We start from the raw sequence: 25338 nt of genomic DNA, 5'->3' as shown, positions 1-25338 counted from the left end.
GCAAGCTCAGCGATCGGCGCCCCAGCCGGGCCCAGGTGTGGGCCCGTCGTCGTCCGGCTCCTCGGCCGCCAGGCGTTCGGCGCTCCCCCGCGATGCCCGGTACCCCTGTCTCCGGTGCCGGACCGTCTCCAGGATGAGGTACGTCAGAGGCCCCAGGACCGGCACGAGGAGGATGACCAGCGCCCACACCGCACCGTACGGCGCACGATGCCGGGTCTGGACCAGCACCATGAGGGCCGCCAGCGCCAGCGCCCCGGCCACCAGCAGACCCCACCGCAACCACCAAGGGGCCGGCGCACTGGAGGCCGCGTCCTGGACTGCCAGCAGCAGGATGGACAATCCGTGTTCCATGGTCCCTCTAGCCTAGTGCTCCCCTGGCAGACCGATCCGGCTATGCTCCAGGCATTGCACCGCTGCGGGAAAGGGTCCGCCATGACGACTCCGAAGAATCCGGCTCAGGTCGCCCGGAGGGTCTTCCTCTGGTCGATGATCGTCTCGTTCACGCTCGCCGCCGGGGCCGGCATCCTGGCGCTGCTCGGGCTCAGCCTCGACGACACCGGCGGCAGAGTGCTGCTGTCCACGGTGGTGGTGGGCCTCTACAGTCTGGCCATGCTGTGCTGCGCGGCCATCTTCGGGCGTCCCGAACGGCTGGTCGGGGTCGTCGGCGCCCTCGTGGCGGCACTCAGCATGCTGTGGTCCCTGGTGATGGTCTGGTCGGAGAGCAGCTGGATCTGGGACGCCTACGAGGTGCTGCTCACCGGAGTCACGCTGACCGTCGCTGCCAGCTTCCTGTGCCTCATGCTGACGATGGCCTCCTATCGGGACGCGGTGATCCGCTGGATGCTCGGTGCGGCGGCCGGACTCATCGCGCTGGCCACGGCCCTGACCCTGGTCCTGATCTGGTCGGAGACGTGGGAGAGCGAGACCTTCGGCCGGCTCTACGGGATCGTGCTGATCCTGGCGGTGCTCGCCGGAGTGGTCACACCCCTGCTCTCGTCGCTGCGCCGTCGGGCGGCACCCGGAGCGCCGGAGCCCCCGACGACGGCGCCGCAGACACCGGCGCAGCCGACCGGCGTCGACCCACAGACGATCGCCGCCCTGCATGCGGAGGCCCAGCGTCGCGGCATCACCGTCGCTCAGCTGGTCGCCCCGCTGCTGGAGAACACGAGCCGGCCTCCCACGGAGTGAGCCGGGCGTCCTAGGCCCGAAGAGCCCCAGATGCCACGCTGGTCCTATGACGCCCGCGGATGACCTCTCCACGCGTGTGTTCCGTCGACACGCCCACCCCGTCAGCGCCTGGTCCCGGCTGATCAGCACGCCCCTGCTGCTCGTGCCCCTGTGGACTAGGAGGTGGTGGCTCTACCGGCCCATCGGAGCATGGTTCGCCGTGAACCCTGTGATGACTCCGCCGGTCGGCAGGACTCCGTCGCCGGCCGTGATCCTCCCTCCAGCTGGCCCACGACCTCAGATGTCCTGCGCCATGTCCTGGAAGCGGGCATAGTGACCCTGGAAGGCGACCACGATGTCCCGGGTGGGGCCGTTACGGTTCTTCGCGACGATGATGTCCGCCTCGCCGGCGCGCGGGGACTCCTTGTCATAGACCTCTTCACGGTGCAGCAGCAGCACCATGTCCGCGTCCTGCTCGATGGAGCCGGACTCACGCAGGTCGGAGACCTGGGGGCGCTTGTCCGTGCGCTGCTCGGAGCCTCGGTTCAGCTGGGAGAGCGCGATGATCGGCACATCGAGCTCCTTGGCCAGCAGCTTCAGGGTTCGGGAGAACTCGCTGACCTCCTGCTGGCGGGACTCCACCCGCTTGCCCGAGCTGAGCAGCTGCAGATAGTCCAGCACGATCAGCTTCAGGTTGTGCCGCTGCTTCAGCCGCCGCGCCTTGGCCCGGATCTCCATCAGGGACATGTTCGGGGAGTCGTCGATGAACAGCGGCACCTCGTTGAGCTTGTCCACCGCCAGGGACATCTTGTCCCAGTCGTCCTCCCGGATGTCGCCCTTGCGCAGGTCCTGGAACTGGATCTTCGCCTCGGCGGAGAGCAGACGCATGGCGATCTCATTGCGCCCCATCTCCAGGGAGAAGAACGCCGAGGTCATCCCGTGCCCCACCGAGGCGGCGCGGGCGAAGTCCAGGGCCAGGGTGGACTTACCCATGGCGGGACGTGCGGCGACGATGATCATCTGCCCGCCGTGGAACCCATGGGTGAGATCATCCAGATCCCGGAACCCCGTGGGGATGCCGGTCAGGCCGCCGTCGTGGCTGGCGTTGGTCTCGATCTCATCGATCGTCGGCACCAGCACATCGGCCAGGGCCACGTAGTCCTCGCTCTGCCGGTTCTCCGCAACGTTGTAGATCTCCGACTGGGCCGCATTGACGATGGCCTCGACCTCGCCGTCGGCGGTGTGTCCCATCTGGGCGATCTTGGTGCCGGCCTCCACCAGGCGACGCAGGATCGCCCGCTCATGGACGATCTCCGCATAGAAGGCCGCATTCGCCGCCGTCGGGACCGACTGCGCCAGGTTGTGCAGGTAGGCCGGCCCACCCACACGCTGCAGCTCCTGGCGTTTGGTGAGGTGGTCGGAGATGGTGACCACGTCGGCAGGCTCCCCGCGTCCGTAGAGGTCCACGATCGCGTCATAGATGAGCTCATGGGCCGGTCGGTAGAAGTCCGGGCCCTTGAGGATCTCGACGACGTCGGCGATCGCGTCCTTCGAGAGCATCATGCCGCCCAGCACCGACTGTTCGGCGACGAGGTCCTGCGGCGGAGTGCGGGACTCCGCGGCCGGTGGGGCGTCATAGGCTTCCAGGCTCACCGTGCTCCTCCGTGGGGGTGGTTCTCGGGTGGCGCGGACTCCGCGGTGGCGGGCCGTGCCGGCGTCGGGCGACGCGGGTCAGCGTGGCTCGGCAGAGACCATCTTCTCACCCCGAGCTGACAGCTCCGAGCGCCCCTGCTCACGGCCGCGGAGACCGCAGTCCGGAGGGGCAGGACGGGCCGGATGGGCCTCCACATGGGCGGCCGTGCGCCCCGGCCACGTGGCCAGATCCTCCGGGGTGGCGGCGACGCCCAGGGTCGAGCCGTCGATGAGCCGGTGCAGCTCCTCTGCGGTGGTGACCGGGTGGGAGGGGTCGTCCTCCCAGGCGAGGATCTGGGTGGGGATCTGCAGCCGGGCGATCTGATCGGCCGCCGGAAGATCTGTGAGCGCGGCGCCGCGGAAGATCGCGGGCAGCAGCTCCTGGCTGACCGCGGGCACCCGTTCGCGAGGCCGGTCGGCCAGAGCCGGCGGGGGCAGCACCTGGGCACCGATCCGCACGAAGGCACCGATCCCGTGGTCCTCCACCAGCTGGGCGGAGCGCCGGTAGTTCTCCGCTTGGGCAGCACGGGTCTGCCAGGCGGTGGGCGGGACCAGCAGGGTCAGGGTCGCGAAGCGGTCCGGGTCGGCCAGCGCGGCGTGGAGCAGCGTGGCCGCTCCCATCGAGGGGCCGGCGGCGTGGACCTGCTCCCCGGGAGCCAGAGCGTCCAGCAGGGCCAGCAGATCCTCGGCCAGACGCGGCCACCGGTAGTCCTCCGCGCGGTCACGGCCGGTGGAGGAGCCGTGGCCCCGGGCGTCGTAGCGCAGCACGCGCATTCCCTGGAGGCGGCCGGCCATGTCGAGGCCGGCCCGCTGCTCGCGGGAGCCGCAGGAGGTCAGGCCGTGGAGCTGGACGAAGGTCCCCGCGTCTGTGGGCTCGGGGGCGCTGAGGTCGTAGCTGAGGGACGCACCGTCGGTCCGGAATGTGCCCACTGCTCCTGCCTCACCTCGCTGTCCTCGCCTGCCGGCATGCGTCCCCGCTCGGTCCCCGTCAAGGGGTCCCGGGCGGAGGGATGTCCCTCTAGACTACGCCTATGCGGCTGACCAACGTCGCCCGGATGGACACCCGTCCGGGGAGGCTCTCCAGCTACTCGGTGACGGTCTCCGCCCCCGAGGGCTCACCCCTGCCGGTCTCCTTCGATCAGAACCGCCATGTCAGCTTCGGGTCCCGTCCCGGCTCCTGGATGGCCGCGGCGTTCTCCCTGGAGCATCCGTCGAGCCGGGACGAGGTCGCGGCGGCATGGCATGCCGTCATCGAACGTCATGGCACCCTGCGCACCACCTTCAGCTGGGCGGACGCCGGGCTGCGGCTGAACCCGGTGCGCATCGGTCCCGGTGGCTGGGAGCAGCTGGCCCCGGTCCACGCACGCCCGGTCGCCGAGATCAGCCTGCGTGCGGGGAGCGCCGACGTCGCCCCGGCCGGCCCGACCGCCCCGGACGACGGCGTCCTCACCGCTGAGGAGGTGCGCCAGGCGCTGCGCGCCCATTTCGACGCCGTCTGCGACCCGTTCGCCGCACCGTCGCACCGTCTGTGCCTGCTCGAGCCGGAGGACGGCTCCCCACCTCAGGTGATCATCGGCGCCGATCATTCCCATGTGGACGCCTGGTCGCTGCTGGTCATCATCCGGGATCTCACCACGTGCCTGAGGGACCTGCAGACGGGCCGGCCACCCGGGGCGACCCTGCCTGCCGCGGAGCCCTTCGCCGCCCACACCGCAGCCCTGGAGGCGCGGCCCGCGCCACCGGAGCCGCTGGTGGAACGGTGGCGGGAGATCCTCGACGCCGGAGGAGGCGTCATGCCCCGCTTCCCCCTGCCGCTGGGCGACCTGTCCCTTCCCCAGCCCGAAGTGGTGGAGGTCCGGGACGTCCTGGACCCCGCCCAGCTGGCCCGCCTGGAGGCCCACGCCATCGCCCACGGAGTGCGTCTGATCGCTGTGGCGGTCTCGGTGATGACCGCGCTGTTCGCCGAGCTGGGGGACCAGCCGCTGCGTACCGTGTTCCCGGTGCACTCCCGGGATGAGCGGCGCTGGTTCGACTCCGTGGGCTGGTTCATCACCAACGCGGTGCTGGAGAACGACGACCCCTCCCTGGAGGCGAGCCACCGAGCCGTGAAGGAGGCCATCGGGCTGGGCAGCCAGCCGCTGGCCCCGATCATGCGGCCCTACGGCGGCATGCCGGCCGAGCCAGGGATGTTCGCCATGTCCTGGCTGGACCACCGCAGACTGCCGATCGCCGTCGACGAGGCTCTGCGTCCCCAGCATGTGAGCGCGGTGATCAGCACCGACGGGGTCATGATCTGGTTCGTGATCAACGAGACCGGGCTGCACCTGCGGTGCCGCTACCCCGACACTCCTGAGGCCCGGGTGACGATGCCGGCCTGGCTGGACGCGCTCGAGACCCGACTGCGCGAGACGGCCTGAAGCCAGCCGCTCTTTCAGCTGCCGGAGGCCTCGGCGTCGTCCTTCCTGCCGCCGGGGATGGGGTCTCGCCCCTCCTCCCGACGCCGGACCAGCGAGGCATGCGTGGGCGGCTCGGGCGTGCCCTGGGGAGTCCGGGCCGCCACCTCGCGACGCAGCACAGGCACAACCTCCTCACCGAGCATCTCGACCTGCTCCAGCACGGTCTCCAGCGGCAGTCCCGCGTGGTCGATGAGGAACAGCTGACGCTGGTAGTCGCCTGCATACTCTCGGAAGCTCAGGGTCTTCTCGATGACCTGCTCCGGGGTGCCCACGGTCAACGGGGTCATCTCGGTGAACTCCTCCAGCGAGGGTCCGCCGCCGTAGACCGGCGCGTTGTCGAAGTAGGGCCGGAACTCCCGGACGGCATCCTGGGAGTTCCGGCGCATGAACACCTGGCCGCCCAGGCCCACGATGGCCTGCTCGGCAGATCCGTGGCCGTAGTGCTCGTACCGCTCCCGGTAGAGGTCCACCATCCGCCCGGTGTGCTCCTTGTTCCAGAAGATGTTGTTGTGGAAGAAGCCGTCGCCGTAGTAGGCGGCCTGCTCAGCGATCTCCGGGCTCCGGATGGAGCCGTGCCACACGAAGGGTGCGACGTCGTCGAGCGGGCGAGGCGTGGCCGTGAAGCCCTCCAACGGGGTGCGGTAGCGGCCCTGCCAGTCGACGGCGGCCTCCCGCCACAGGCGGTGCAGCAGCGCGTAGTTCTCCACAGCCAGCGGGATGCCGGCGCGGATGTCCTTGCCGAACCAGGGGTAGACGGGGCCGGTGTTGCCCCGACCCAACGTGAGGTCGATTCTCCCGTCGGCCAGATGCTGGACGTACGCATAGTCCTCGGCGATCCGCACCGGGTCCGTGGTGGTGATCAGCGTGGTGGCCGTGGAGAGCAGGATGCGTTCGGTCTGCGCAGCGACGTGCGCCATGAAGATCGGCGGGTTCGCCGGGGCCACGAAGGGCGGATTGTGGTGCTGGCCGATGGCGAACACGTCGAGCCCGACCTCCTCGGCCTTCCGCGCGATGGCGACCGTGGCCTTGATTCGCTCATGCTCGGTGGGCGCGCGTCCGGTGGTGGGGTCGGGGGTGACATCGCCGATGCTGAAGACGCCGAACTGCATGTCCGCTCCTAGGGGGTCTGGAAGGCCACGGGTGGAAGGAGCCCGTCCGCCGTTATTTCAAAATTGAATCTGTTCACGGGCGGCAACGCCTCCGCCTCCCACGCTATTCCAGGACACCTCCCCCAGGCGACAGGCCAGGAGGGCCTGAACACCAGATGCCCCTGACGTGCAGGTATCTCACCCACCATCCCGCGAAGGCCCGCCATGCTGTGGAATCCTTGTGGAAAACCCGACGCAGAGAGGCTTATACACCCTGATGCGGCCGCACCACAAGCCCTGGAAGCGGCGGTAAGACCGCTCTCAAAAAGAGTTGAATTCACAGGTGTGTCGCTACATCACCGCAGGTCAAAGCGCGACTGGCACCAGCTGTGGAAAAGTATCCACAGAGTTCCCCCCAGGTTGTTCACAAGACACGCCGCACACTCCACACTTTATCCACAGGCTTGTCCGATCGGGGTATTGCTACTGACGAGAAGTCGCCATATGGTGTGAGGCGTCCCCCACTCGCAGGGCGGGTATTGGCTGGCTCCGTCGGCGCGCATCCGCCCACCTGCTGATCGGCCGACCTGATCGGATTCGAGCATCGGGCCGGGAACAGCTTCGCGGCCGGCTCGGGTTCACCACAGCCCGACCGACCAGCATGGACTCCTCTGTCGAGCGGGTCCGGTGATGACGGCAGCAATGTCATCATGCGAGTGGACGACGGAGGCCGCCCACGGGCGGTCTGCCGCATGACGGCCCTGCGCGGACCGCACGCGGGCGACGACGACGGCGACGTCCGCCGGATCCGTGTCGCACCGTCCAGGGATCGGGCGAGAACTGCATCGGATCGCCGGGAGACCGGCGCAGGGAAGGGAATCACGGCGCGGAGGCGACCGGACCTGCCCCACGGCCCGCCACAGGCGGCCGGGCGGCACCGGAGGTCGACCTCGCCGTCGTCGTGATTCTGCCGGACCCGGCGATCCGATCAGCTCGCCCCCGTGAGCGCGCCATCACACCAGGCGCCCCGCCCCCACTCCTCGCATCCCCGGTTGCTCTGCGCGTCCAGCCGGCCAAAATCCCGCGTGCTGCCCATCCAGGAGTCACTTTCCCGTGCATGTCACCCTGGGTGACGCGGGCGGATTCTATGAGTCGTTGCACCAGCTGATGGTCAGCTGGTGCAACGACTCATAGAATCCGCCGCGCGCAAGCGATGCGAGATGTGCCGGAGAATGACCCCTCGATCCGTACACCCCTCGATCCGAACACCCTGTGATCGGCGCGCCCCCCAGGCTCGCGTGACCCCACCCCAGACATACCACGGGCCCAGACACACCACAGGCCGCGGACACACCACAGGGCCCCGGGAGGATGTTCTCCCGGGGCCCTGTGGTGATGCGGTGTCCGCAGCCGGAGCCTCAGTGAGGCCCGACGCGGACTGCGTGGGTCACTTGGCGGCGACGACCTGCAGGTCGAGCGCGGCGGTGACGTCAGCGTGCAGCTTCACCGTGGCGGAGTAGCTGCCCACGGCCTTGATCCGCTCGGGGATCTCGACGGTGCGCTTGTCGATGGAGCCCAGACCGGCGGCCTCGACGGCCTCGGCGATCTGCGCGGCACCCACGGTGCCGAACAGGCGACCGGACTCCCCGGTCTTCACGCCGATCTTCACCGGCTGCGCCTGCAGCTTCTCAGCGATCGCCTGCGCCTCCTCGACGGTGGCGATCTCGCGAGCCTTGCGAGCGGCGCGGATACGCTCCACGTCCTTCTCGCCGCCCTTGGTCCACGTCAGCGCGTAGCCACGCGGCAGCAGGTAGTTGCGCGCGTAGCCGTCCTTGACCTCGACGATGTCGCCCGCGGCACCCAGACCGGACACTTCCTGCGTCAGGATGAGCTTTGCCATTGGTGTGTTCCTTTCCTTCCCAGACAGCCTGGATCAGCCGCGACCCGCGCCGGAGTACGGCAGCAGAGCCATCTCACGAGCATTCTTGATCGCCTGGGCGATCTTGCGCTGCTCCTGGACGGACACGCCGGTCACGCGGCGAGCACGGATCTTGCCTCGGTCGGAGATGAACTTCCGCAGCAGGGCGGTGTCCTTGTAGTCGATGACCTTGATGTCAGCAGCCTTCAGCGGGTTCGCCTTGGGCTTGGGCTTCTTGAGTTCAGCCTTTGCCATCGTGGTGCTCCTTCTCTAGATCGGAGCCCGCAGGTGCTTCCTGCGGGATGGTGAACAGGATTATGTGGTGGGCCTTCCTCAGAAGGGAGGCTCGTTGGTGTCAGGAGTGTCCCAGCCGCCGCCGGAGGGCTGTCCGCCCCACGGGTCGGAGGAGCCGCCGCCGGAGTCGCCGCCCCAGCCGCCGGAGCTCTGCTGGCCGCCGCCGCCACCGCCGAAGGAGTCTCCCCCTCCGCCGAAGCCGGCACCTGCCGCAGCACCGCCGCCGAAGCCGCCGCCGCCGCCGCCGTTGAATCCTCCGCCGCCGCCACCGCGGCCCTGACGCTGCACGCTCGCCGTGGCGAAGCGCAGCGACGGACCGATCTCGTCGACGTCGAGCTCCCAGGAGGTGCGACGCTCGCCCTCCTTGGTCTCGAAGGAGCGTGCCTTCAGGCGACCCTGGGCGATCACCCGGGTGCCCTTGGTCAGCGACTCGGCCGCATTCTCGGCCGCCTCACGCCACAGCGAGCAGCGGACGAAGAGAGTCTCTCCGTCCTTCCACTCGTTCGCCTGACGGTCGAAGAACCGGGGCGTGGACGCGATGACGAAGTTCGACACGGCCGCACCCGAGGGGGTGAAGCGCAGCTCCGGGTCAGCGGTCAGGTTCCCGACAACAGTGATGATGGTCTCGCCGGCCATGTACAGCTCCTCCTGGGTTCATGCCTGACAGGGTTCGGGCCTGACGGCCCGTCCACCGGAGGATCAGGCGATGCGCTGGTCCTCGGGGCGGATGATCTTGGTGCGCATGATCGTCTCGTTCAGGCGCAGCAGTCGGTCGAGCTCGGCAGCCGAGTCGGGCGTGGAGTGGAAGTTCACGACGGCGTAGATCGCCTCGTTCTTCTTCTTGATCTCGTAGGCCAGGCGACGACGTCCCCAGACGTCGATCTCCTCCACGGAGCCGCCGTCCTTCTTGACGATCTCCATGTACTTGCCGAGAGTCGGCTCCACAGTGCGCTCATCAACCTCGGGGTCGACGAGCACCATCAGTTCGTAGTGACGCATGTGTGAACCCACCTCCTTCGGTCTTGCGGTCACGGGCTTTCCGTAACAGGAGGTTCATTGCATCGTGCGTATCTGCGCGGCCCAGTTCCGACGACCGGGAGTCCCGGCGTCGACCCGCAGGCGGGCACACTGAACCAGCGTCAGACAACCTGCCCTATGCTACCGGCTTTGCGTCTCCGACACTAACCGACCCCTCCGACAGGAGGAACGGCCGCGTTCACACCGTCAGCTCGGCCGTGAAGAAGGCCGCCGCCGCGTCACGCAGGTGAGCGACGTCGTCGATCCCGCACATCTCCCGGGCCGAGTGCATGGACAGCAGCGGGATCCCGACGTCGACGGTGCGGAGCCCCAGCCGCGTGGCGGTGATGGGGCCGATCGTCGAGCCGCAGGGGACGTCGTTGTGGGAGACGAACTCCTGGCTGGGGATGTCCGCGGCCCGGCACACCTGCGCCCACATGGCCGCCCCCGGGGCGTCGGTGGTGTAGCGCTGATTGGCGTTGATCTTCAGCAGCGGACCCCCGTTGGGCAGCGGGCGGTTGGCCGGGTCGTGACGCTCCGCATAGTTCGGGTGCACCGCATGACCGGCGTCCGAGGACAGGTGCCAAGAGGCGGCGAATGCTCGGGCCCGCTGGCCCGCGCTCGCGCCCAGCCCTTCGTAGACGCGGTCCAGGACCTCCTCCAGGAACGGACCCGCGGCGCCGGAGCGGGAGGCGGATCCCAGCTCCTCATGGTCGAAGGCCGCGAGCATCGGGATCACCGCGCCGCCGTCGGCGGAGGACGCCACCTGCTCCAGCGCGACGAGCCCGGCGTGGACGGACGAGAGGTTGTCCAGCCGGCCGGAGGCGAAGAACTCCCCGGCCCCGTCGCGCCCGGCGCCGAAACGCGCCGGTGCCTGGGCGTCGGCGACGACGACGTCGTAGCCGTCGACCTCATCCGCCGCGACGCCTGCGGCCTCGGCCACCACGGCCAGCACGTCCGCCGCCGCGGCGCCCTCCGGCGAGCCGGCCAGACCCAGGATCGGAGCGGTGTGCTCCTGCCTGCCGAGCGTGAGCCCGTCATTGACCTTCCGATCCAGGTGGATGGCCAGCTGCGGGATGCGCGCCACCGGGCCCGTGGCGGCCAGATGGGTGGCGCCGTCGCGGGTGACGAGCCGGCCTGCCAAGCGCAGCTCCCGGTCCAGCCAGGAGTTCAGCAGCGGGCCCCCGTAGACCTCCATGCCGGCCTGCACCCAGCCGTGGCTGACCACGGTGGACTTCGGCTTCAGCTTGAACCCCGGGGAGTCGGTGTGCGCACCCAGGATGCGCAGCGGCGTGGTGGCGTCCGCCCCCTCCGGGACCACCCAGGCCAGCACCGCGCCGTCGCGGACCACCACGTACCGGCCGGGGGCGGCGGGCCAGTCCTGGTGCTCGCCGAGCTGGGTGAATCCCGCCTGCACCAGGCGCCGGGCCGCCGTCACGGCGGCGTGATACGACGACGGCGAGGCGGTCACGTAGCCGGCGAGGTCGTCGAGGAGCGCGTCGCCGGTGAGGGCGGTGGTCTGCGGGGTGGGGGAGGTCTCAGGCATGACCTCATCCTACTGTTGGGTCGGGAAACCTGTCCGACCACCGGGGCGTGTGCTGTGCCCTTCGCCAGAAATGCTCGCCTACAGTCGGCAGTGACGACGACCACTGCTGAGGAGGGGCCGTGAACCTGGTCCACGTGAGCATCCTGATCCTGTACCTGCTGGGCCTCATCGCCACCGGCATCTGGTTCAGCCGATCCAAGAAGATCTCCACCGGGGATGACTTCATCTTCGCGGGGCGCCAGCTGCCGACGGTGGTCATGGTGGGGACGCTGGTGGCCACCTGGGTCGGCTCCGGAACCATCATCGGCGGAGCCAGCTTCGTCTACAGCTACGGCCCGCTGGCCTCCCTGATCTTCTTCGCGGGCACCCCGCTGGGCATCCTGGTGCTCTACGTGCTGGCCCGCCGGATCCGGGTCTCCGGGTCCTACACGGTGCCGCAGATCCTGGAGATGCGCTTCGGGATCTCGGTGCGGATGCTCGCCGCGGCGATCACCATCCTGGCCTACATCGGGATCGTGGCCTATCAGTTCACCGGCGGCGGCAGCATCATCGCTCTGGTGACCGGGCTGACGCCCGGCCAGGGCGCGACCATCGCCACGTTGATCATCACCTTCCTGGCGCTCGGCGGCGGGCTGAAGTCCGTGGCCTGGTCCGACTTCTTCTCCGCGGCCATCATCGTCACCGGGCTGCTCATCGCCGTGCCCCTGGTGCTGGGGCACACCGACGGCTTCACCGGCTGGTGGGAGAACCTGCCCGAGGACGCCACCACGTTCTCCGGCGGGCTGAGTGCCCTGGCGCTGCTGGGCTACTTCCTGCCGACCTTCCTGCTCATCATCGCCGATCAGAACATGTATCAGCGGCTGGGTGCCTCCAAGGATCCGGCCGCGGCCCGGCACGCCATGGCGGGCATGTTCTTCGCCTCCTTCCTGATCTACTTCCCCGTGATCGTCCTGGCCACCGCGGCGATCACGCTGCTGCCCGACGGCGACCCGGGCGACGCGGTCCTCGGGCTCGCCTCGGCGGGGCTCATGCCGACCGTGCTGGGCGGGCTCATCCTCGCCAGCGCGCTGGCATTCATCATCACCACCGGATCCAGCTTCCTGCTCTCCGTGGGCAGCAACATCGTCTACGACGGCTTCGCCCGCTTCTCCCGCGGCGAGCTCTCGGACCGGCGTCGGATCGTGACCCACCGGCTCACCATCTTGGTGATCGCCGTGCTGGCCTACGTGCTGGGGACGTTCTTCCCCACCGTGCTGGAGCTGCAGATGTACTCCTACACCGTCTACGGCGTGGCTCTGGTGCCCCCACTGATGGCGGCCTTCTTCTGGCGGCGGGCCACCACACCCGCGGTGCTGACCTCCATGGGGCTCGGAGTGCTGGTCACCATCGGCTGGGAGCAGCTGGCCGACAGCGAGCTCAACGCCGTCATCGTCTCGCTGCCGGCCGCCGTCGTCGCCCTGGTGGTGGTCAGCCTCGTGACCACGCCGCGCGCGGAGGCCCTGCCGGATGAGCTGGCCGACGCCGAACCCGGCGGCTCTGGCCCCGACGCCCCTGACTCCGGCACCACCGACCCGTCCACCCGCAAGGAGCCCTGACCGATGACCGATCTTCCCGCCGCCGCTCCCGGATCGACCCCGCTGGTCATCCGTGACGCCACCGTGGCCGACGTAGCGGCCGGGTCCCTGACGGAGAACCAGACGCTGGTGCTGGCCGAGGGACTCATCCAGGACATCGGCTCCGCCCCGGACCTGCCCTCCGACGCTCGGGAGGTCTCCGCCGGGGGCCGCATCGTCATCCCCGGCCTCATCGACGCCCACGTGCACGTGCTGGCCGGCACCGCCGACCTGTTCCGCCAGGCGGAGGAGTCGCCGTTCTACGTGGGCGCCCGAGGGTCGCAGATCATGCGCTCCATGCTGCGGCGCGGCTTCACCACGGTCCGCGACGTCGGCGGGGCCGACCACGGCGTCAGCCGTGCCGTGGCCGAAGGGCTCTGGGAAGGTCCCCGGGTGGTGTTCGGCGGCCGGGCCCTGTCACCCACCGGGGGACACGGCGACGGACGCGCTCCCAGCCGTTTCGCCTCGGACGACACCTGCTGCGACATCGGGCTGGTCTGCGACGGCGAGGCGGAGGTCCGCCGTGCGGCCCGCCACCAGCTCCGCACCGGAGCCCACCACGTGAAGATCATGCTCTCCGGAGGCGTGGCCTCCCCCACCGACCGGGTGGACTCCCTGCAGTTCAGCGACTCCGAGATCACGGCCGTGGTGGAGGAGGCCGAGGCCGCGAACCGCTATGTGGCCGGGCACGCCTACACCGCGCGCGCCGTGAACCGCGGGCTGCGGCTGGGCGTGCGCAGCATCGAACACGGCAACCTCATCGACGACGAGTCCGTGGAGCTCTTCCGAGCCCATTCCGCCTTCCTGGTGCCCACGCTGGTGACCTACGACCGGCTGAAGGCCGAGGGCGCCGCGGCAGGGCTTCCGCCGGCGAGCCAGGAGAAGATCGACGTCGTCCTCGAGGCGGGTCTGCGTGCCTTGGAGAGGGCGTGGCGCGGCGGTGTGGACGTCGTCTTCGGCACGGACCTGCTGGGGGCGATGCATCCCCATCAGTGCGCGGAGTTCCGCATCCGTGGGGAGGTGATGCCGGCCCGGGACGTGCTGCTCTCCGCCACCGAGACGGCGGCCCGCCTGCTGAACGCCGAAGGGCGCCTGGGCGTCCTGGCTCCCGGTGCGGCCGCCGACCTGCTGGTGGTCGACGGGGACCCCCTGCAGGACCCGGGCGTGCTCGCCGACCCGGACCGTCACCTGCGAGCGGTGGTGCAGGCCGGCCGGCTCGTCACCTCCTCGCTGCCCTGAGCCGGACTCAGCCCACCAGGCCGGTCTGGTACGCGTAGACCACGGCCTGGACCCGGTCGCGCAGCTGCAGCTTGGTGAGGATGCGGCGCACGTGGGTCTTCACCGTGGCCTCGGAGAGGAAGAACCGACCGGCGATCTCCGCGTTGGACAGCCCTTCCGCGACGGCGAAGAGCACCTCGGTCTCGCGCTGGGTGAGCGGCTCGCGCACCACGCCGTCGTCGAGGGCCGCGGCGATCTGCTCGCCGGTGGGTCGCTCACCGCCGGACTGCCCACCCCCGGACTGCTGAGTGGCGGACTGCTGGGTGCCGGACTGCTGGGGAGCCGCGTTCGACGAGGCGGCGAGCGGGGAAGCCGGCCCCTGCTGGGACGCGGCCGGTGAGCCGTCGTCGGACCCAGCAGGCCGGCGCACGTAGGTCTCCAGCAGCCGCTGGGTGATGCGGGGCGCGACGACGGCGTCGCCTTCGGCCACCACCCGCACGGCGCCCACCAGGTCCTCCGGGGCGACGTCCTTGAGCAGGAAGGCGCTGGCGCCGGCCTGCAGCCCGGAGAAGGCGTACTCGTCCAGGTCGAAGGTGGTCAGGATGATCACTCGGGCGCAGGGGTGGTCGGAGACGATCCGTCCGGTGGCCTCGATGCCGTCCATGCGCGGCATGCGCACATCCATCAGGACCACCTGCGGGAGCTGCTCCTCCGGCAGGGTGCGCATCAGCTCCAAGGCCTCGACGCCGTCCGCGGCCTCCGCGACCACCTCCAGGTCCTCCTAGCCCTCCAGGATGAGCCGGAAGCCCATCCGCAGCAGGTGCTGGTCGTCCACCAGCATCACCCGCACCGGCCCGGTCCGCTCGGCGGCCTGCTCGAGCGCGTCAGCGTGCTGATCCATCCTGCTCCTCATCCTCAATGCCCCTCGTTCTCCGCGCCGCTTGTCCGCGGCGCCCCTCATCACGGTCATTCCCCCACGGCGACGGCCCGTCCGTCCAGTCTCCTCAGCCGGACTCGCCGGACGCCCATGACGGCGTCGAGGAGCTCGGCGGCGGCTCCAGCACCGCGCGGACCATCCATCCACGATGCCGGCCGGGCCCCGCATAGACGGACCCGTTGTAGAAGGCCGCCCGTTCGTTCATCCCTCTCACCCCCTGGCCCGAACCCACCGAGGGGGCCCGGTGGCCCACCTCCGGGGAGAGGCCGTCGTCGGTGATGGTGAGGACCACCTGCCCGGCGCTGCTCATCCCCAACGCCGCCTGCTCCTGCTCGTCCAGACCCTGGGCGCGCAGCTCCTCGACCTCCTCGGCGGTGCGGCCCGGCTGGTGCTCGATCCGGACCTCCACCGCGCTGACCTGCCGACCATAGCGCAGCACATTGGTCAGCGACTCCTGGATGATCCGGTGCACCGTGAGTCCGAAGGCGGCGTCGTCGGGCAGCGGCGGGCCCTGCATGGTGACCGTCAGGGGGAGTCCCGCCTGCCGGAAGCCCTCGTAGAGCTCTTCCAGGGACTCCTGCGCCGGACGCAGCACCTGATCCACGCCGTCGCCCTGCTTGAGGACCCCGATGACCCGGCGCATGTCCGCCAGGGCGGTGCGGCCGGTGCTGGACACCTCGTGGAGGACCTCGGCGGCCCGCTCGGGGTCCCGGCGGACCACCACCCGGGCGCCGTCGGCCAGCGAGATCATCACCGACAACGAATGGGCCACCACGTCATGCATCTCCCGGGCGATCCGGTTGCGCTCGGCGACCTGCGCCAGCTGACGGGTGTGACCGGCCCACTCGAGGATCTCCCGCTCATGGCTGCGTCCGCGACGCACCGCGGCTCCGATGCCCGCGGCGATCCCTGCGGAGAGCACCATGATGATCACCAGCGGCACGAGAGACTCCTGCGGGGAGGAGTAGACGCCGAAGACCTCCTCCCAGTAGTTGAACTCATAGCGGTCCAGCCAGGCGTCCACCCGCAGCAGAGGGAGGTAGGCCGCCAGGGTGGCGGGCAGCCCGACACCGAGGCCCCAGGTCAGTCCCCGGTGCAGGCCGATGCAGTACACGACGAAGCACAGGCCCAGCATCTGGGAGCCCTGCCAGGGGTAGACGAAGACCCCGGCCGCCTCGCCGAGCATCACCACCGCGGCGGTCCCCAGCGGCCACCGGTGGCGGAACAGCAGGACGACGGCGATGATCACCTGGACCACACCCACCCACCAGCCGTGCGCGCCCATGTCGATGAACGCGCTGGGCAGGGTCCAGGCCGAGAACAGCAGGTAGATCGCGGAGACGACGACGTTCATCGTCCGGGGGTGGCGTCGAAACCAGCCGCGCATCCCCCGGCGGCGGACCAGGCCGAGGTCCTGCCACCCGGGGGGCTGCTCGGCGGGCGTCTCCGGCGGCGTCGTGCTCATGGTCTCGAGCCTACGCGTCCATGCAGTCGGCACAGGGTGCCTGTGCCTCAAGCATCACGACGCCGGAACAGCAGGCCGCCGGCGACCGTCGCCGCCGCCGTCCAGGCCACCATCCCCAGGCCCGCGGTCAGGGTGCTCATCTGGTCGGAGAGCTGCGGGACGGGCACGGTGAAGCTGCTCATCAGGTTCGCGAACTGCCACCGGTGCAGGACCTCGATCAACGCGGAGTCCCCGGCCATCGCCAAGAGGATCTCCAGGGACATCGGGAGCACGAACAGCAGGATCGCCAGGCTGACGATCCCTCCGGCGGTGCTGCGCAGCACCGCACCCAGTCCGAAACCGATGAGCCCGGCCAGCACGACGCCGACCCAGTGGGTGATCAGCCGATGCCAGGTCTCGCCGGCGGTGAGGTCCGGGGCCAACCCGTGGGTGGCCGCGGTGGGCACGGCGATCAGCAGAATTCCAAAGATCAGCACCGCCGTGAGGGCGCCGAGCACCAGGGCCACGGCGAGGCCCTTGGCCGTGTAGAGCATGGTTCGGCGCGGCACGGCGGTCAACGAGGAGCGCAGAGAACCTGTCGCGTGCTCCGAGGTGATGGCGATGACGCCGATGCAGCCGACCAGGATGGCGGCGAAGGCCAGACCGGTCAACGGGGTCTCGAGGGCCATGTCGCGCATAACCCGCTCGGGAGGGGCGGAGAGCGGGTCCTCCTGCTGCCAGCGGAGCATGCTGCTGAGGCTGACGGCGGAGATCCAGGCGAAGAGCAGCACGAGCAGCAAGGCTCCGGCGCCGAGCCACCAGGCCGCCCGCATCGTGAGGATCTTCTGCAGCTCGGAGCTCAGCACCCGGAGGAGGCTGAGGCCCTTCAGAGAGGGATCGACGTCGTGCTGCCGCCGGGTGGGCCGCGGGGCCGTGCCGTTGGCGGTGTTGAGACGTGGGTTCTGGGCGGCGGCGGAGGTCTCCGGGGTCACGTCAGTGCTCTCCGTCCTGCTCGGCGGTTCGGTCCGCCGTCGCGGGACCGGTGAGGGCCGGGCTTGTGAGGGCCGGGACTGTGCCGGCCGCATTCGTGGCGCCCGGGCTTGCGGCGGCCGGCTTGGAGGGGGTGAGGCCGCCGCTGCGGTGCTCCACGGCATCGTGGGTCAGCCGGAGGTAGGACTCCTCCAGGGAGGTGCGCAGCGGGGTGAGCTCATGCAGCGCCGCGCTGATCTCGCGGGCGCGCCGGCCGATGGTCCGCGCGTCGAGCCCGACGACCTCGAAGGTCTCGGCGTCATGGGCGGTGACGGTGACATCCTCCGCCGAGAGCGCCGTCATCAGCTCAGTGGCGTCTTCGCTGCGCACCAGCACCCTGGTCCCGCCGGCGGCGTCGATGAAGTCCGCCAGGGGCATGTCAGCCAGAATGCGGCCCCGGCCGAGCACGATCAGGTGGTCGGCGGTCTGCGACATCTCCGACATCAGGTGGGAGGACAGCAGCACAGTGCGGCCCTCGGCGGCGAGCTGCCGGGCGAGCTGCCGGACCCAGCGCACCCCTTCGGGGTCGAGCCCGTTGACGGGCTCGTCGAAGATCAGGGTGGCGGGGTCACCCAGCAGCGCGGCACCGATGCCGAGACGCTGGTTCATCCCCAGGGAGTAGCCCTTCACCCGACGGTCGGCCACCGAGCCCAGTCCGGTCATCTCGATGACCTCGTCCACACGGCGTCGGGCGATCCCGTGGGTGCTGGCCAGCACTCGCAGATGCTGGCGACCCGTGCGACCGGGGTGAGTGGCGCCGGCGTCGAGCACCGCGCCGACCTGGCGCAGCGGGGCGGCATGCCGTCCGACGGGGAGGCCGTTGACGGTGATGCTGCCCGAGGTGGGACGGTCCAACCCCATGGCCAGGCGCATGGTGGTGGTCTTCCCCGCACCGTTGGGGCCCAGGAATCCCGTGACCCGGCCGGGCTCGGCGGTGAAGCTGATGCCGTCCACGGCCCGGTGAGGTCCGGACCGTCCGGCCCGGTACACCTTGGTCAGCGCCTCGGCGGTGATCATCGGGACCCTCCCTGATGGTGGTGATGGTGTCCCTCACGCTACGGGCCGGTGGGCTGGCAGGCTTCAACCTGTGGGGTGATCTTCTGCCTCCCCTGTCCCCGAGCGCTGCGGGCGGGTCATCCTTCCGGCTGAGGGGACCTCCGTGGGCCGCGCCCCCTCACCGCCAGCGGGGAGCCCGGCCGTAGGTGATCGCCCGCAGCGGGGCCTCGAGCGGCCCCGTGCGGAAGCCGGCCATCCAGAGCCGGGAGAGCAGCAGCTGCAGCAGCCACAGCCCGAGCACAATCACGCCGATCTGCAGCGCGGTGAGCTCTCCGGCCAGGCCGAGCCCCAGCGCGGAGAACACCACGGCGAGCACCAGCGACTGGCCGAGGTAGTTGGTCAGCGACATGCGTCCGGCGGGAGCCAGGGCGGCGGTGAGCCAGCCGAAGGCCGGGCTGCGGAAGACCAGCAGCGCGAGGATCACGTAGCCCAAGGACTGGACCGGCCCGCCGGCCAGGGTGAGGGCCTGGGCCAGGAGCATCATTCCCATGCCGGGTTCCTCGGTGGGGACGGAGCCGGGGGCGCCCCAGTCGATCCAGGCCGCGGCCCCGGAGATCAGCAGTCCCACCACCAGGACCGGCAGCATGATCGCCACCAGGCGGCCGGTCGGCACGCCCCGGCCGACGATGCGCTCCAGCAGCTGCGTGCGCCCCACCACCAGTCCGATGAGGAACGCGGCGAAGGCCATCAGCCCCTGCCCGAAGATGATCATGGGAGCCATGGTGGCGTAGGCCTCCAGCTGGAAGCCCAGATACGAGCCGATGGTCCCGGTGTAGGCGGCGACGGCGGCGTCGGCGTCACCGGGCAGCATCATGGTCTCGTCGAAGCCGGGGGTCCCTTCGGCCAGCAGCACCAGCGCCGCGATGCCGAACAGGAACAGGGTGACCGCCCCGTAGAGCACGCCGGCGACGATCAGCGCAGTGCGGGTGCGCACCCGCCGCATGCCCAGCAGCGCGAAGCCCAGCAGCGCGTAGGCCAGCAGGATGTCCCCCACGAAGAGGAAGATGCCGTGCAGGACACCGAGCACGGCCAGCGTGACGAAACGGCGCACCGAGCGGCCCACTTCGGAGACCCCGGCCCGGTGGGCCGAGGCCCACTGCATCACGAAGGACAGCCCGAAGAGGAAAGAGAAGACCACATAGGACTTCGCCTCGAAGAGCAGTGTGGCGGTGAAGGCCGCCAGCTGGTCGCCGGGGCCCTGGATCTCCCGGTGGAACTCGCCGGTGGTCAGCTGCCCGGGCTCCGCGAAGAACCAGATGTTGACCGCCAGGATGCCCAGCAGCGCCACGGCTCGCAGGGCGTCGACGGCGACGAGCCGCGGCGGCCGTGCCGGCTGGGCGGGCTCACCGGCGGCCCGCGGCGCGCCGCCGTCGTCGGGGGTGTGGGGCTGCGTGCCGAGGGGGCCGTCCGGCTGCTGTCCGCTCATGGCACTCAGCCTAGGCAGGCTGCCACCGCCGCTCATCCCTCCGAAGGATGATCCTCAGCGCTCCACCTCGCCGCGGATGAAGGCCTCCACGCGCTCCCGGGCGACGGTGTCGTGCAGCTGCTCGGGCGGGGACTTCATGAAGTAGCTCGACGCCGAGACCAGGGGGCCGCCGATGCCGCGGTCCAGGCCGATCTTGGCCGCCCGCAGCGCATCGATGATCACGCCCGCGGAGTTCGGCGAGTCCCAGACCTCCAGCTTGTACTCGAGCGCCACGGGGGCGTCACCGAAGTTGCGGCCCTCCAGGCGCACATAGGCCCACTTGCGGTCGTCCAGCCACTGCACGTAGTCGGAGGGTCCGATGTGCACATCCTCGGCCTGCAGGTCCGCGCTGGTGTTGGAGGTGACCGCCTGGGTCTTGGAGACCTTCTTGGACTCGAGCCGGTCGCGTTCCAGCATGTTCTTGAAGTCCATGTTGCCGCCCACGTTGAGCTGATAGGTGCGGTCCAGGATGACCCCGCGGGACTCGAACAGCGCGGCCAGCTCACGGTGGGTGATCGTCGCGCCGATCTGGGACTTGATGTCGTCACCGACGATCGGCACGCCGGCGTCGGTGAACTTCTGCGCCCATTCCTCGGTGCCGGCGATGAACACCGGCAGCGCGTTGACGAAGGCGGCGCCGGCGTCGATGGCGGCCTGCGCGTAGTGCCGGGCGGCCTCCTCGGAGCCCACCGGCAGGTAGCAGACGACGACGTCGACCTCGGCGGCCTTCAGCGCCTCGGCCACGTCCACCGGCGCGGCGGAGGACTCGGTGATGGTCTCCCGGTAGTAGCGGCCCAGCCCGTCCAGGGTCGGTCCGCGCTGGACCGTCACCCCGGTGGGCGGGACGTCGGCGATGGTGATGGTGTTGTTCTCGCTCGCACCGATCGCCTTGGAGAGGTCCAGCCCCACCTTCGCCTCATCGACGTCGAAGGCCGCGACGAACTGCACGTCGGAGATGTGATAGTCGCCGAACTGCACGTGCATCAGACCCGGCACCTGCTGGTCGACCGGGGCGTCCTTGTAGTACTCCACACCTTGGATCAGGGAGGCGGCGCAGTTGCCGACGCCGACGACGGCGACGCGAATGGGGTTGGTGGCCACAGGTATGCTCCTCGGGAAACTCGGCTCAGGTCTCAGGACGTCTCAGGCGGACGTCCATCGAGCCGCCATTATTCCTCATCAGCACCGGCGCCGGGCGGAGGACCGCGGGCAGATTCGGGTCATAAGGTGGTGGCGATGAGACCTCCAACAGGAGCCCCGGTCAGCTCCGACGCCGACGGCGACCTCCGCGGCGCCGGAGACACCGTCGCCCCCACCCGGTCCGACCCACTGCTGCGGCTGCTCTCCGACCGGCTGGGCGGCCCGGCCGGCTCCCGGCTTCGCGCCTCGCCGCGCCGGACCGTGACACGCGCGCTGCTGGTGATGACGGCCGTCGCGGTGCTGCTCTCGGTGCTGACCATGCAGCACTGCCGAGCCGAAGGCTGGGTGGGCGTGGGCGTGTACCACCACGGCTGCTATTCCGACGTCTCCGCCCTGTATGTGCAGCGCGGACTCGCACAGGACCCGTGGGCGCCGTTCGTCGACGGCGCCTGGTTCGAGTACCCGGTGCTGACCTCCCTGCTGGCCTCGCTGGCCGCCCTGGTCACCCACGGGGTGAACGCCGTGACGAGCACGCTGGCGCCGTCGCTGGTGTATTGGGAGGGCCGCCTGTCCCTGCTGTACTGGGACGTGACCTTCCTGGGTGCCGCCCTGGCCTGGTTCGTGCTGGTTCTGGCCGTGATGCGCGCGGCCGGGCGACGCCCCTGGGACGCGGCGATCGTGGCCACCTCCCCGGCGATCATCTACGGAGCGGGCATCAACTGGGACCTCTGGGCCACGGCCGCGCTGGTGCTGGCGCTGCTGGCGCACCAGCGCGGACAGCACCTGACCGCCGGCGCCCTGATCGGAGTGGGAGTCTCCTTCAAGCTGTTCCCCCTGTTCCTGCTGGGGGCGGTGTTCGTGCTCGCCGTACGCCGGGACGGCCTGCCCTGGGGCGCGTTCGGGGGTACTCTGGGCGCCGCCGTCCTCGCCTGGATGACCCTGAACCTCCCGGCCATGCTGGTCAGCCCGGAGAACTGGTCCCAGTTCTGGGCGTTCTCCGCCGAACGGGGCGCCGGGTACTCGTCGATCTGGCACATCTGGCAGGTGCTCGCCGAGGGTCAGGGCGGCAGCGGGCCGGCGCCGGGGCTCATCTCCACTCTGAGCCTGGCGCTGTTCGTGGCTTGCTGCCTCGGCGTGCTGATCCTCGGAGCGAAGGCACCCGTCCCGCCGCGGACCGTCCAGCTGCTGCTCCTGATCGTCGCGGCCTTCGCGCTGGTCAACAAGGTCTACTCGCCGCAGTTCATGATCTGGCTGATCCCGCTGCTCGCCCTGGCCGCCCCTCGGTGGAGGGACGTGCTGATCTGGCAGGCCGCGGAGATCCTGCACTTCTGGGCGGTGTGGATGTACCTGGCCGGCGTCGTCGGGGACCACCAGCCGCAGCACAGCATGGCCGACGGCGTCTATGTGCTGGCCGTGCTGGGCCACATGGCCGCGACCCTGTGGATCATGGCCGTGGTGGTGCGGGACATGTACCGGCCGGAGCGCGACGTCGTGCGGAACCCGCCGGTGCTGGATCAGCGGCGCTGAGCACCATGGATCCGCGGGAACCTCAGGGTCAGCTCCTCACTCCTCGAATCCCGCGCGCCCACCGGCGCACCCACCCCTGCAGCCACCCGCGCCACGTGGCGAGGAGGACCTCAGCGAGCGCGAGGACCGTCGCACCGACGAGCACGACATGGGACGGGCCGCCTCCGCCATACTGAGCCGCATGGACCTCTGGGTGATGGGATCCGCCGTGCAGAGGGTGGCCACCTCCCTGACCTGCACTCTCCCACGGCGCGACGGCGCTGGGGTCACCGAACAGGATCAGGTGCACGACCACCATGAGCCCGTTCATCAGCCCGATCAGCCGCCAGGAGAGGATCGCCTCGCGCCGCCACAGATGCACCGCACAGGGTACGCAGGCCAGCGCCATGGTCGTCATCACCGCTGACCAGAGCAACCCTCCGTGACCGATCATCAGCAGGTGAAGCCCTGCTGATGCGAGTGCCATGACGGCTGCTCCTCGCCGCACGAAGGCCGCGCAGGGGGTCTCCCCGTCACCCGCCGACCGGCGACGACGCCGCGCCTGACGCCCTGCCGTGCTCCGGACAGCCGTGGGCCCCGGTCCGGCCTCCCTCTGCCTGGTCTCCATCAGCGCACCCTTCCCCGCCCTCGTGACATATGCCATACTTTTTCTGAGCAATTGCTCAAGAATACGAAGGAGACGTCATGTCGCACAAGACCCCGACGAGCGAAGTCCCCCATCCGCTCGCTCCGCTCACCGTGGACGAGATCGATGCGCTGCGTGAGCTGCTCCGCGCGAAGGGCCTGGTCACGGAGAGCACGCGGTTCTCCTACGTGGCCCTCCGCGAGCCCACCAAAGCCGACCTGCTCGCGTGGACTCCGACGGATCCGCTGCCGCGTGAAGCGAGCCTGCTGCTCACCGATCTGGAGACCATGACGCTGCGGGACGTCATCGTCGACATCACCGGGGGAACGATCGTCCACGAGCACCTCGTCGATACCGCCGCTGAAGGCACCGCCCCGGTCTTCGACGGCGACTACGGAGCCGCGGCCCCGCTGCTGGAGAAGGACCCTCGATGGATTGCCGCCTTGGAGCGCCGCGGAATCACCGACCTCTCCCAGGTCGTGGTCATCAGCCTCTCCGCCGGAGTCTTCGACTACGACGACGAAGTCGGACGTCGGATGGTCCGCGCCCTGGCCTTCCGCCAGGACCACCCCACCGACTCCATCTGGGCCCACCCGATCGACGGTGTCGTCGCCCATGTCGACCTCACCAGCCAGCAGGTGCTGCGCGTGATCGAGACCGACGTGACTCACGTGCCTGAGGAGTCCGGCGACTACCTGGATCCAGCCGTACGCGGTGAGCACCGGACCTCGCTGAAACCCATCTCCATCACCCAGCCGGACGGCGTGAGCTTCACTCTGGAAGACGGCCTGCTGAGCTGGGAGAACTGGAAGGTCCGAGTCGGCTTCAACGGCCGTGAGGGCCTGACCCTGCACCAGCTCTCCTTCACCGACCGCGGAGAGGACCGTCCGGTGATGCACCGCGGCTCCATCGCCGAGATGGTCGTCAACTACGCCGACCCCTCCCCGGTGCACGCCTGGCAGAACTACTTCGACGTCGGCGAATACCAGTTCGGCCGGCTCGCCAACTCTCTGGAGCTGGGCTGCGACTGTCTGGGCGAAATCACCTACGTCGACGCCGTCGTCGTCGATGACTTCGGCCACCCCAAGGTCCTGAAGAACGCCATCTGCATCCACGAAGAGGACTACGGCATTCTCTGGAAGCACACCGACGACTACTCGAAGTCCAGCGAGGTGCGACGCCAGCGCCGCCTGGTGATCTCCTTCTTCGTCACTGTGGGCAACTACGACTACGGCTTCTACTGGCACCTCTACCTGGACGGCAAGATCGAGCTGGAGTGCAAGGCGACCGGCATCGTGTTCACCGCCAGTCTCCCCGACGGCGGCACTGACCAGGTCACCGAACTTGCCCCGGGGCTGGGGGCTCCCATCCACCAGCACATGTTCTGCGCCCGCCTGGACATGGACGTCGACGGCACCGCCAACGCGGTGGACGAGCTGGACGTGGCCCGCGTCCCCCAGGGGCCGGGCAACGAATGGGGGAACGTGTTCTCACGGTCCACCACCCGACTCACCACGGAGCAGCAGGCCGTGCGCGACGCGGACGGCTCGCTGGGACGAATCTGGAGGGTCTCCAGCACTGAGCGCACCAATCGACTGGGCCAGCCGACGGCCTATGAGCTGCACCCCACCGACGCTCCTCCCCTGCTCGCCGCCGAAGGCTCGTCCGTGCAGCGCCGGGCCGCCTTCGCCTCCCATCACCTCTGGGTCACCCAGAACGCTCAGGACGAGCTCCACCCGGCCGGACGGCTCGTCAACCTCAACCCTGGGGATGACGGCCTGCCCCGATACATCGCTGGGGACCGGCCCGTGGAGGGAGAGGACATCGTCCTGTGGCACAGCTTCGGCCTGACCCACTATCCCCGTCCCGAGGACTGGCCCATCATGCCGGTCGACTATGCGGGCTTCACGCTTCTGCCCAGCGGATTCTTCGATCGCAACCCCACCCTGGACGTACCGCCTCCAGCGTCGAATCACTGTTCAGCATCGACCGCCCCAGAATCCGGCGACTCGTCCGACTGCCGCTGCGACTGAGCCCGAGGCGCACGTCTCCACATCCCGCCACTGGGGGCCCCGCGGCAAGCGCTGCGGGGCCCCCAGTGCCATC

At 69.8% G+C, this 25338-nt stretch carries 22 protein-coding genes; 6 read left to right on the top strand and 16 right to left on the bottom strand.

The annotated features are described in order from the left end of the window. Positions 1-6: 6 nt before the first annotated feature. A complete protein-coding gene (locus ABD658_RS04705; protein ID WP_344684596.1) occupies positions 7-351 on the bottom strand; it encodes a PLD nuclease N-terminal domain-containing protein in 345 nt (114 codons plus the stop codon). Between the two features lie 81 nt (positions 352-432). Between ABD658_RS04705 and ABD658_RS04700 the strand changes: the two genes are divergently transcribed. Further along, positions 433-1188, top strand: coding sequence for a hypothetical protein (locus ABD658_RS04700; RefSeq protein ID WP_344684594.1), 756 nt, complete (start codon positions 433-435; stop codon positions 1186-1188). Between the two features lie 276 nt (positions 1189-1464). Here the strand turns inward: ABD658_RS04700 and dnaB are convergent, their stop codons facing one another. Next, positions 1465-2814 carry a replicative DNA helicase gene (gene dnaB, locus ABD658_RS04695; RefSeq protein WP_311025674.1) on the bottom strand — a complete coding sequence of 450 codons (1350 nt, stop codon included), beginning with the start codon at positions 2812-2814 and terminating at the stop codon, positions 1465-1467. Between the two features lie 84 nt (positions 2815-2898). Beyond that, positions 2899-3789, bottom strand: a complete 891-nt coding sequence (locus ABD658_RS04690) for an alpha/beta fold hydrolase (protein ID WP_344684590.1) — start codon at positions 3787-3789, stop codon at positions 2899-2901. 101 nt (positions 3790-3890) lie between these two features. Here ABD658_RS04690 and ABD658_RS04685 point away from each other — a divergent pair, with 101 nt between their 5' ends. After that, the gene (locus tag ABD658_RS04685; protein WP_344684588.1) at positions 3891-5276 is read left to right on the top strand and encodes a hypothetical protein; all 1386 of its coding nucleotides are present in this window, start codon (positions 3891-3893) and stop codon (positions 5274-5276) included. Between the two features lie 14 nt (positions 5277-5290). Here ABD658_RS04685 and ABD658_RS04680 read toward each other — a convergent pair whose 3' ends face one another. From ABD658_RS04680 to ABD658_RS04655, 6 genes are all read right to left on the bottom strand, one after another. Next, the gene (locus tag ABD658_RS04680; protein WP_344684586.1) at positions 5291-6424 is read right to left on the bottom strand and encodes an LLM class flavin-dependent oxidoreductase; all 1134 of its coding nucleotides are present in this window, start codon (positions 6422-6424) and stop codon (positions 5291-5293) included. A 1426-nt stretch (positions 6425-7850) separates the two neighbouring features. Continuing rightward, entirely contained in the window at positions 7851-8303 is a 453-nt protein-coding gene (gene rplI, locus ABD658_RS04675) for a 50S ribosomal protein L9 (protein ID WP_344684584.1), read from the bottom strand. A 33-nt stretch (positions 8304-8336) separates the two neighbouring features. After that, positions 8337-8576 carry a 30S ribosomal protein S18 gene (gene rpsR, locus ABD658_RS04670; protein WP_070159044.1) on the bottom strand — a complete coding sequence of 80 codons (240 nt, stop codon included), beginning with the start codon at positions 8574-8576 and terminating at the stop codon, positions 8337-8339. Positions 8577-8654: 78 nt separating this feature from the next. Further along, positions 8655-9251 carry a single-stranded DNA-binding protein gene (locus tag ABD658_RS04665; RefSeq protein ID WP_085437900.1) on the bottom strand — a complete coding sequence of 199 codons (597 nt, stop codon included), beginning with the start codon at positions 9249-9251 and terminating at the stop codon, positions 8655-8657. A 63-nt stretch (positions 9252-9314) separates the two neighbouring features. Beyond that, positions 9315-9614: a 30S ribosomal protein S6 gene (gene rpsF / locus ABD658_RS04660; protein WP_070158535.1), complete on the bottom strand. Its 300-nt coding sequence runs from the start codon at positions 9612-9614 to the stop codon at positions 9315-9317. A gap of 217 nt (positions 9615-9831) precedes the next feature. Then, positions 9832-11178, bottom strand: a complete 1347-nt coding sequence (locus tag ABD658_RS04655) for a M18 family aminopeptidase (protein WP_344684580.1) — start codon at positions 11176-11178, stop codon at positions 9832-9834. Between the two features lie 119 nt (positions 11179-11297). On the opposite strand from ABD658_RS04655, the gene ABD658_RS04650 reads away from it, so the two are divergent. Both ABD658_RS04650 and ABD658_RS04645 read left to right on the top strand, forming a co-directional pair. Beyond that, positions 11298-12773 carry a sodium:solute symporter family protein gene (locus ABD658_RS04650; RefSeq protein ID WP_344684578.1) on the top strand — a complete coding sequence of 492 codons (1476 nt, stop codon included), beginning with the start codon at positions 11298-11300 and terminating at the stop codon, positions 12771-12773. A 3-nt stretch (positions 12774-12776) separates the two neighbouring features. Continuing rightward, positions 12777-14030 carry a metal-dependent hydrolase family protein gene (locus ABD658_RS04645; protein WP_344684576.1) on the top strand — a complete coding sequence of 418 codons (1254 nt, stop codon included), beginning with the start codon at positions 12777-12779 and terminating at the stop codon, positions 14028-14030. Positions 14031-14037: 7 nt separating this feature from the next. Here ABD658_RS04645 and ABD658_RS04640 read toward each other — a convergent pair whose 3' ends face one another. The 6 genes from ABD658_RS04640 to ABD658_RS04615 form a co-directional block, all read right to left on the bottom strand. Continuing rightward, positions 14038-14778 (bottom strand): LuxR C-terminal-related transcriptional regulator, encoded by a 741-nt coding sequence (locus ABD658_RS04640; protein ID WP_344684574.1) that lies wholly within the window; start codon positions 14776-14778, stop codon positions 14038-14040. A 235-nt stretch (positions 14779-15013) separates the two neighbouring features. After that, positions 15014-16411 (bottom strand): sensor histidine kinase, encoded by a 1398-nt coding sequence (locus ABD658_RS04635; protein ID WP_344684572.1) that lies wholly within the window; start codon positions 16409-16411, stop codon positions 15014-15016. 47 nt (positions 16412-16458) lie between these two features. Then, positions 16459-17382, bottom strand: coding sequence for an ABC transporter permease subunit (locus ABD658_RS04630; RefSeq protein ID WP_344684570.1), 924 nt, complete (start codon positions 17380-17382; stop codon positions 16459-16461). Between the two features lies 1 nt (position 17383). Further along, complete coding sequence (locus ABD658_RS04625; protein ID WP_344684567.1) at positions 17384-18436, bottom strand: ABC transporter ATP-binding protein; 1053 nt, start codon at positions 18434-18436, stop codon at positions 17384-17386. A 157-nt stretch (positions 18437-18593) separates the two neighbouring features. Beyond that, entirely contained in the window at positions 18594-19901 is a 1308-nt protein-coding gene (locus tag ABD658_RS04620) for a DUF418 domain-containing protein (RefSeq protein ID WP_344684565.1), read from the bottom strand. A 54-nt stretch (positions 19902-19955) separates the two neighbouring features. Next, entirely contained in the window at positions 19956-21041 is a 1086-nt protein-coding gene (locus ABD658_RS04615; RefSeq protein WP_344684563.1) for an inositol-3-phosphate synthase, read from the bottom strand. Between the two features lie 135 nt (positions 21042-21176). Here ABD658_RS04615 and ABD658_RS04610 point away from each other — a divergent pair, with 135 nt between their 5' ends. Beyond that, on the top strand, positions 21177-22607 hold the full coding sequence (locus ABD658_RS04610) for a glycosyltransferase family 87 protein (protein WP_344684561.1): 1431 nt from the start codon (positions 21177-21179) through the stop codon (positions 22605-22607). A gap of 28 nt (positions 22608-22635) precedes the next feature. On the opposite strand, the gene ABD658_RS04605 is transcribed toward ABD658_RS04610, so the two are convergent. Continuing rightward, positions 22636-23073 (bottom strand): hypothetical protein, encoded by a 438-nt coding sequence (locus ABD658_RS04605; protein WP_344684559.1) that lies wholly within the window; start codon positions 23071-23073, stop codon positions 22636-22638. A 218-nt stretch (positions 23074-23291) separates the two neighbouring features. Here ABD658_RS04605 and ABD658_RS04600 point away from each other — a divergent pair, with 218 nt between their 5' ends. After that, complete coding sequence (locus tag ABD658_RS04600) at positions 23292-25265, top strand: primary-amine oxidase (protein WP_344684556.1); 1974 nt, start codon at positions 23292-23294, stop codon at positions 25263-25265. Positions 25266-25338 lie beyond the last annotated feature (73 nt).

Source organism: Nesterenkonia aethiopica (assembly GCF_039534665.1).
Classification (GTDB): Bacteria; Actinomycetota; Actinomycetes; order Actinomycetales; family Micrococcaceae; genus Nesterenkonia; species Nesterenkonia aethiopica.
Note: the sequence above shows the minus strand (reverse complement) of the source record. Positions and strands in the feature narration are given on the sequence as shown.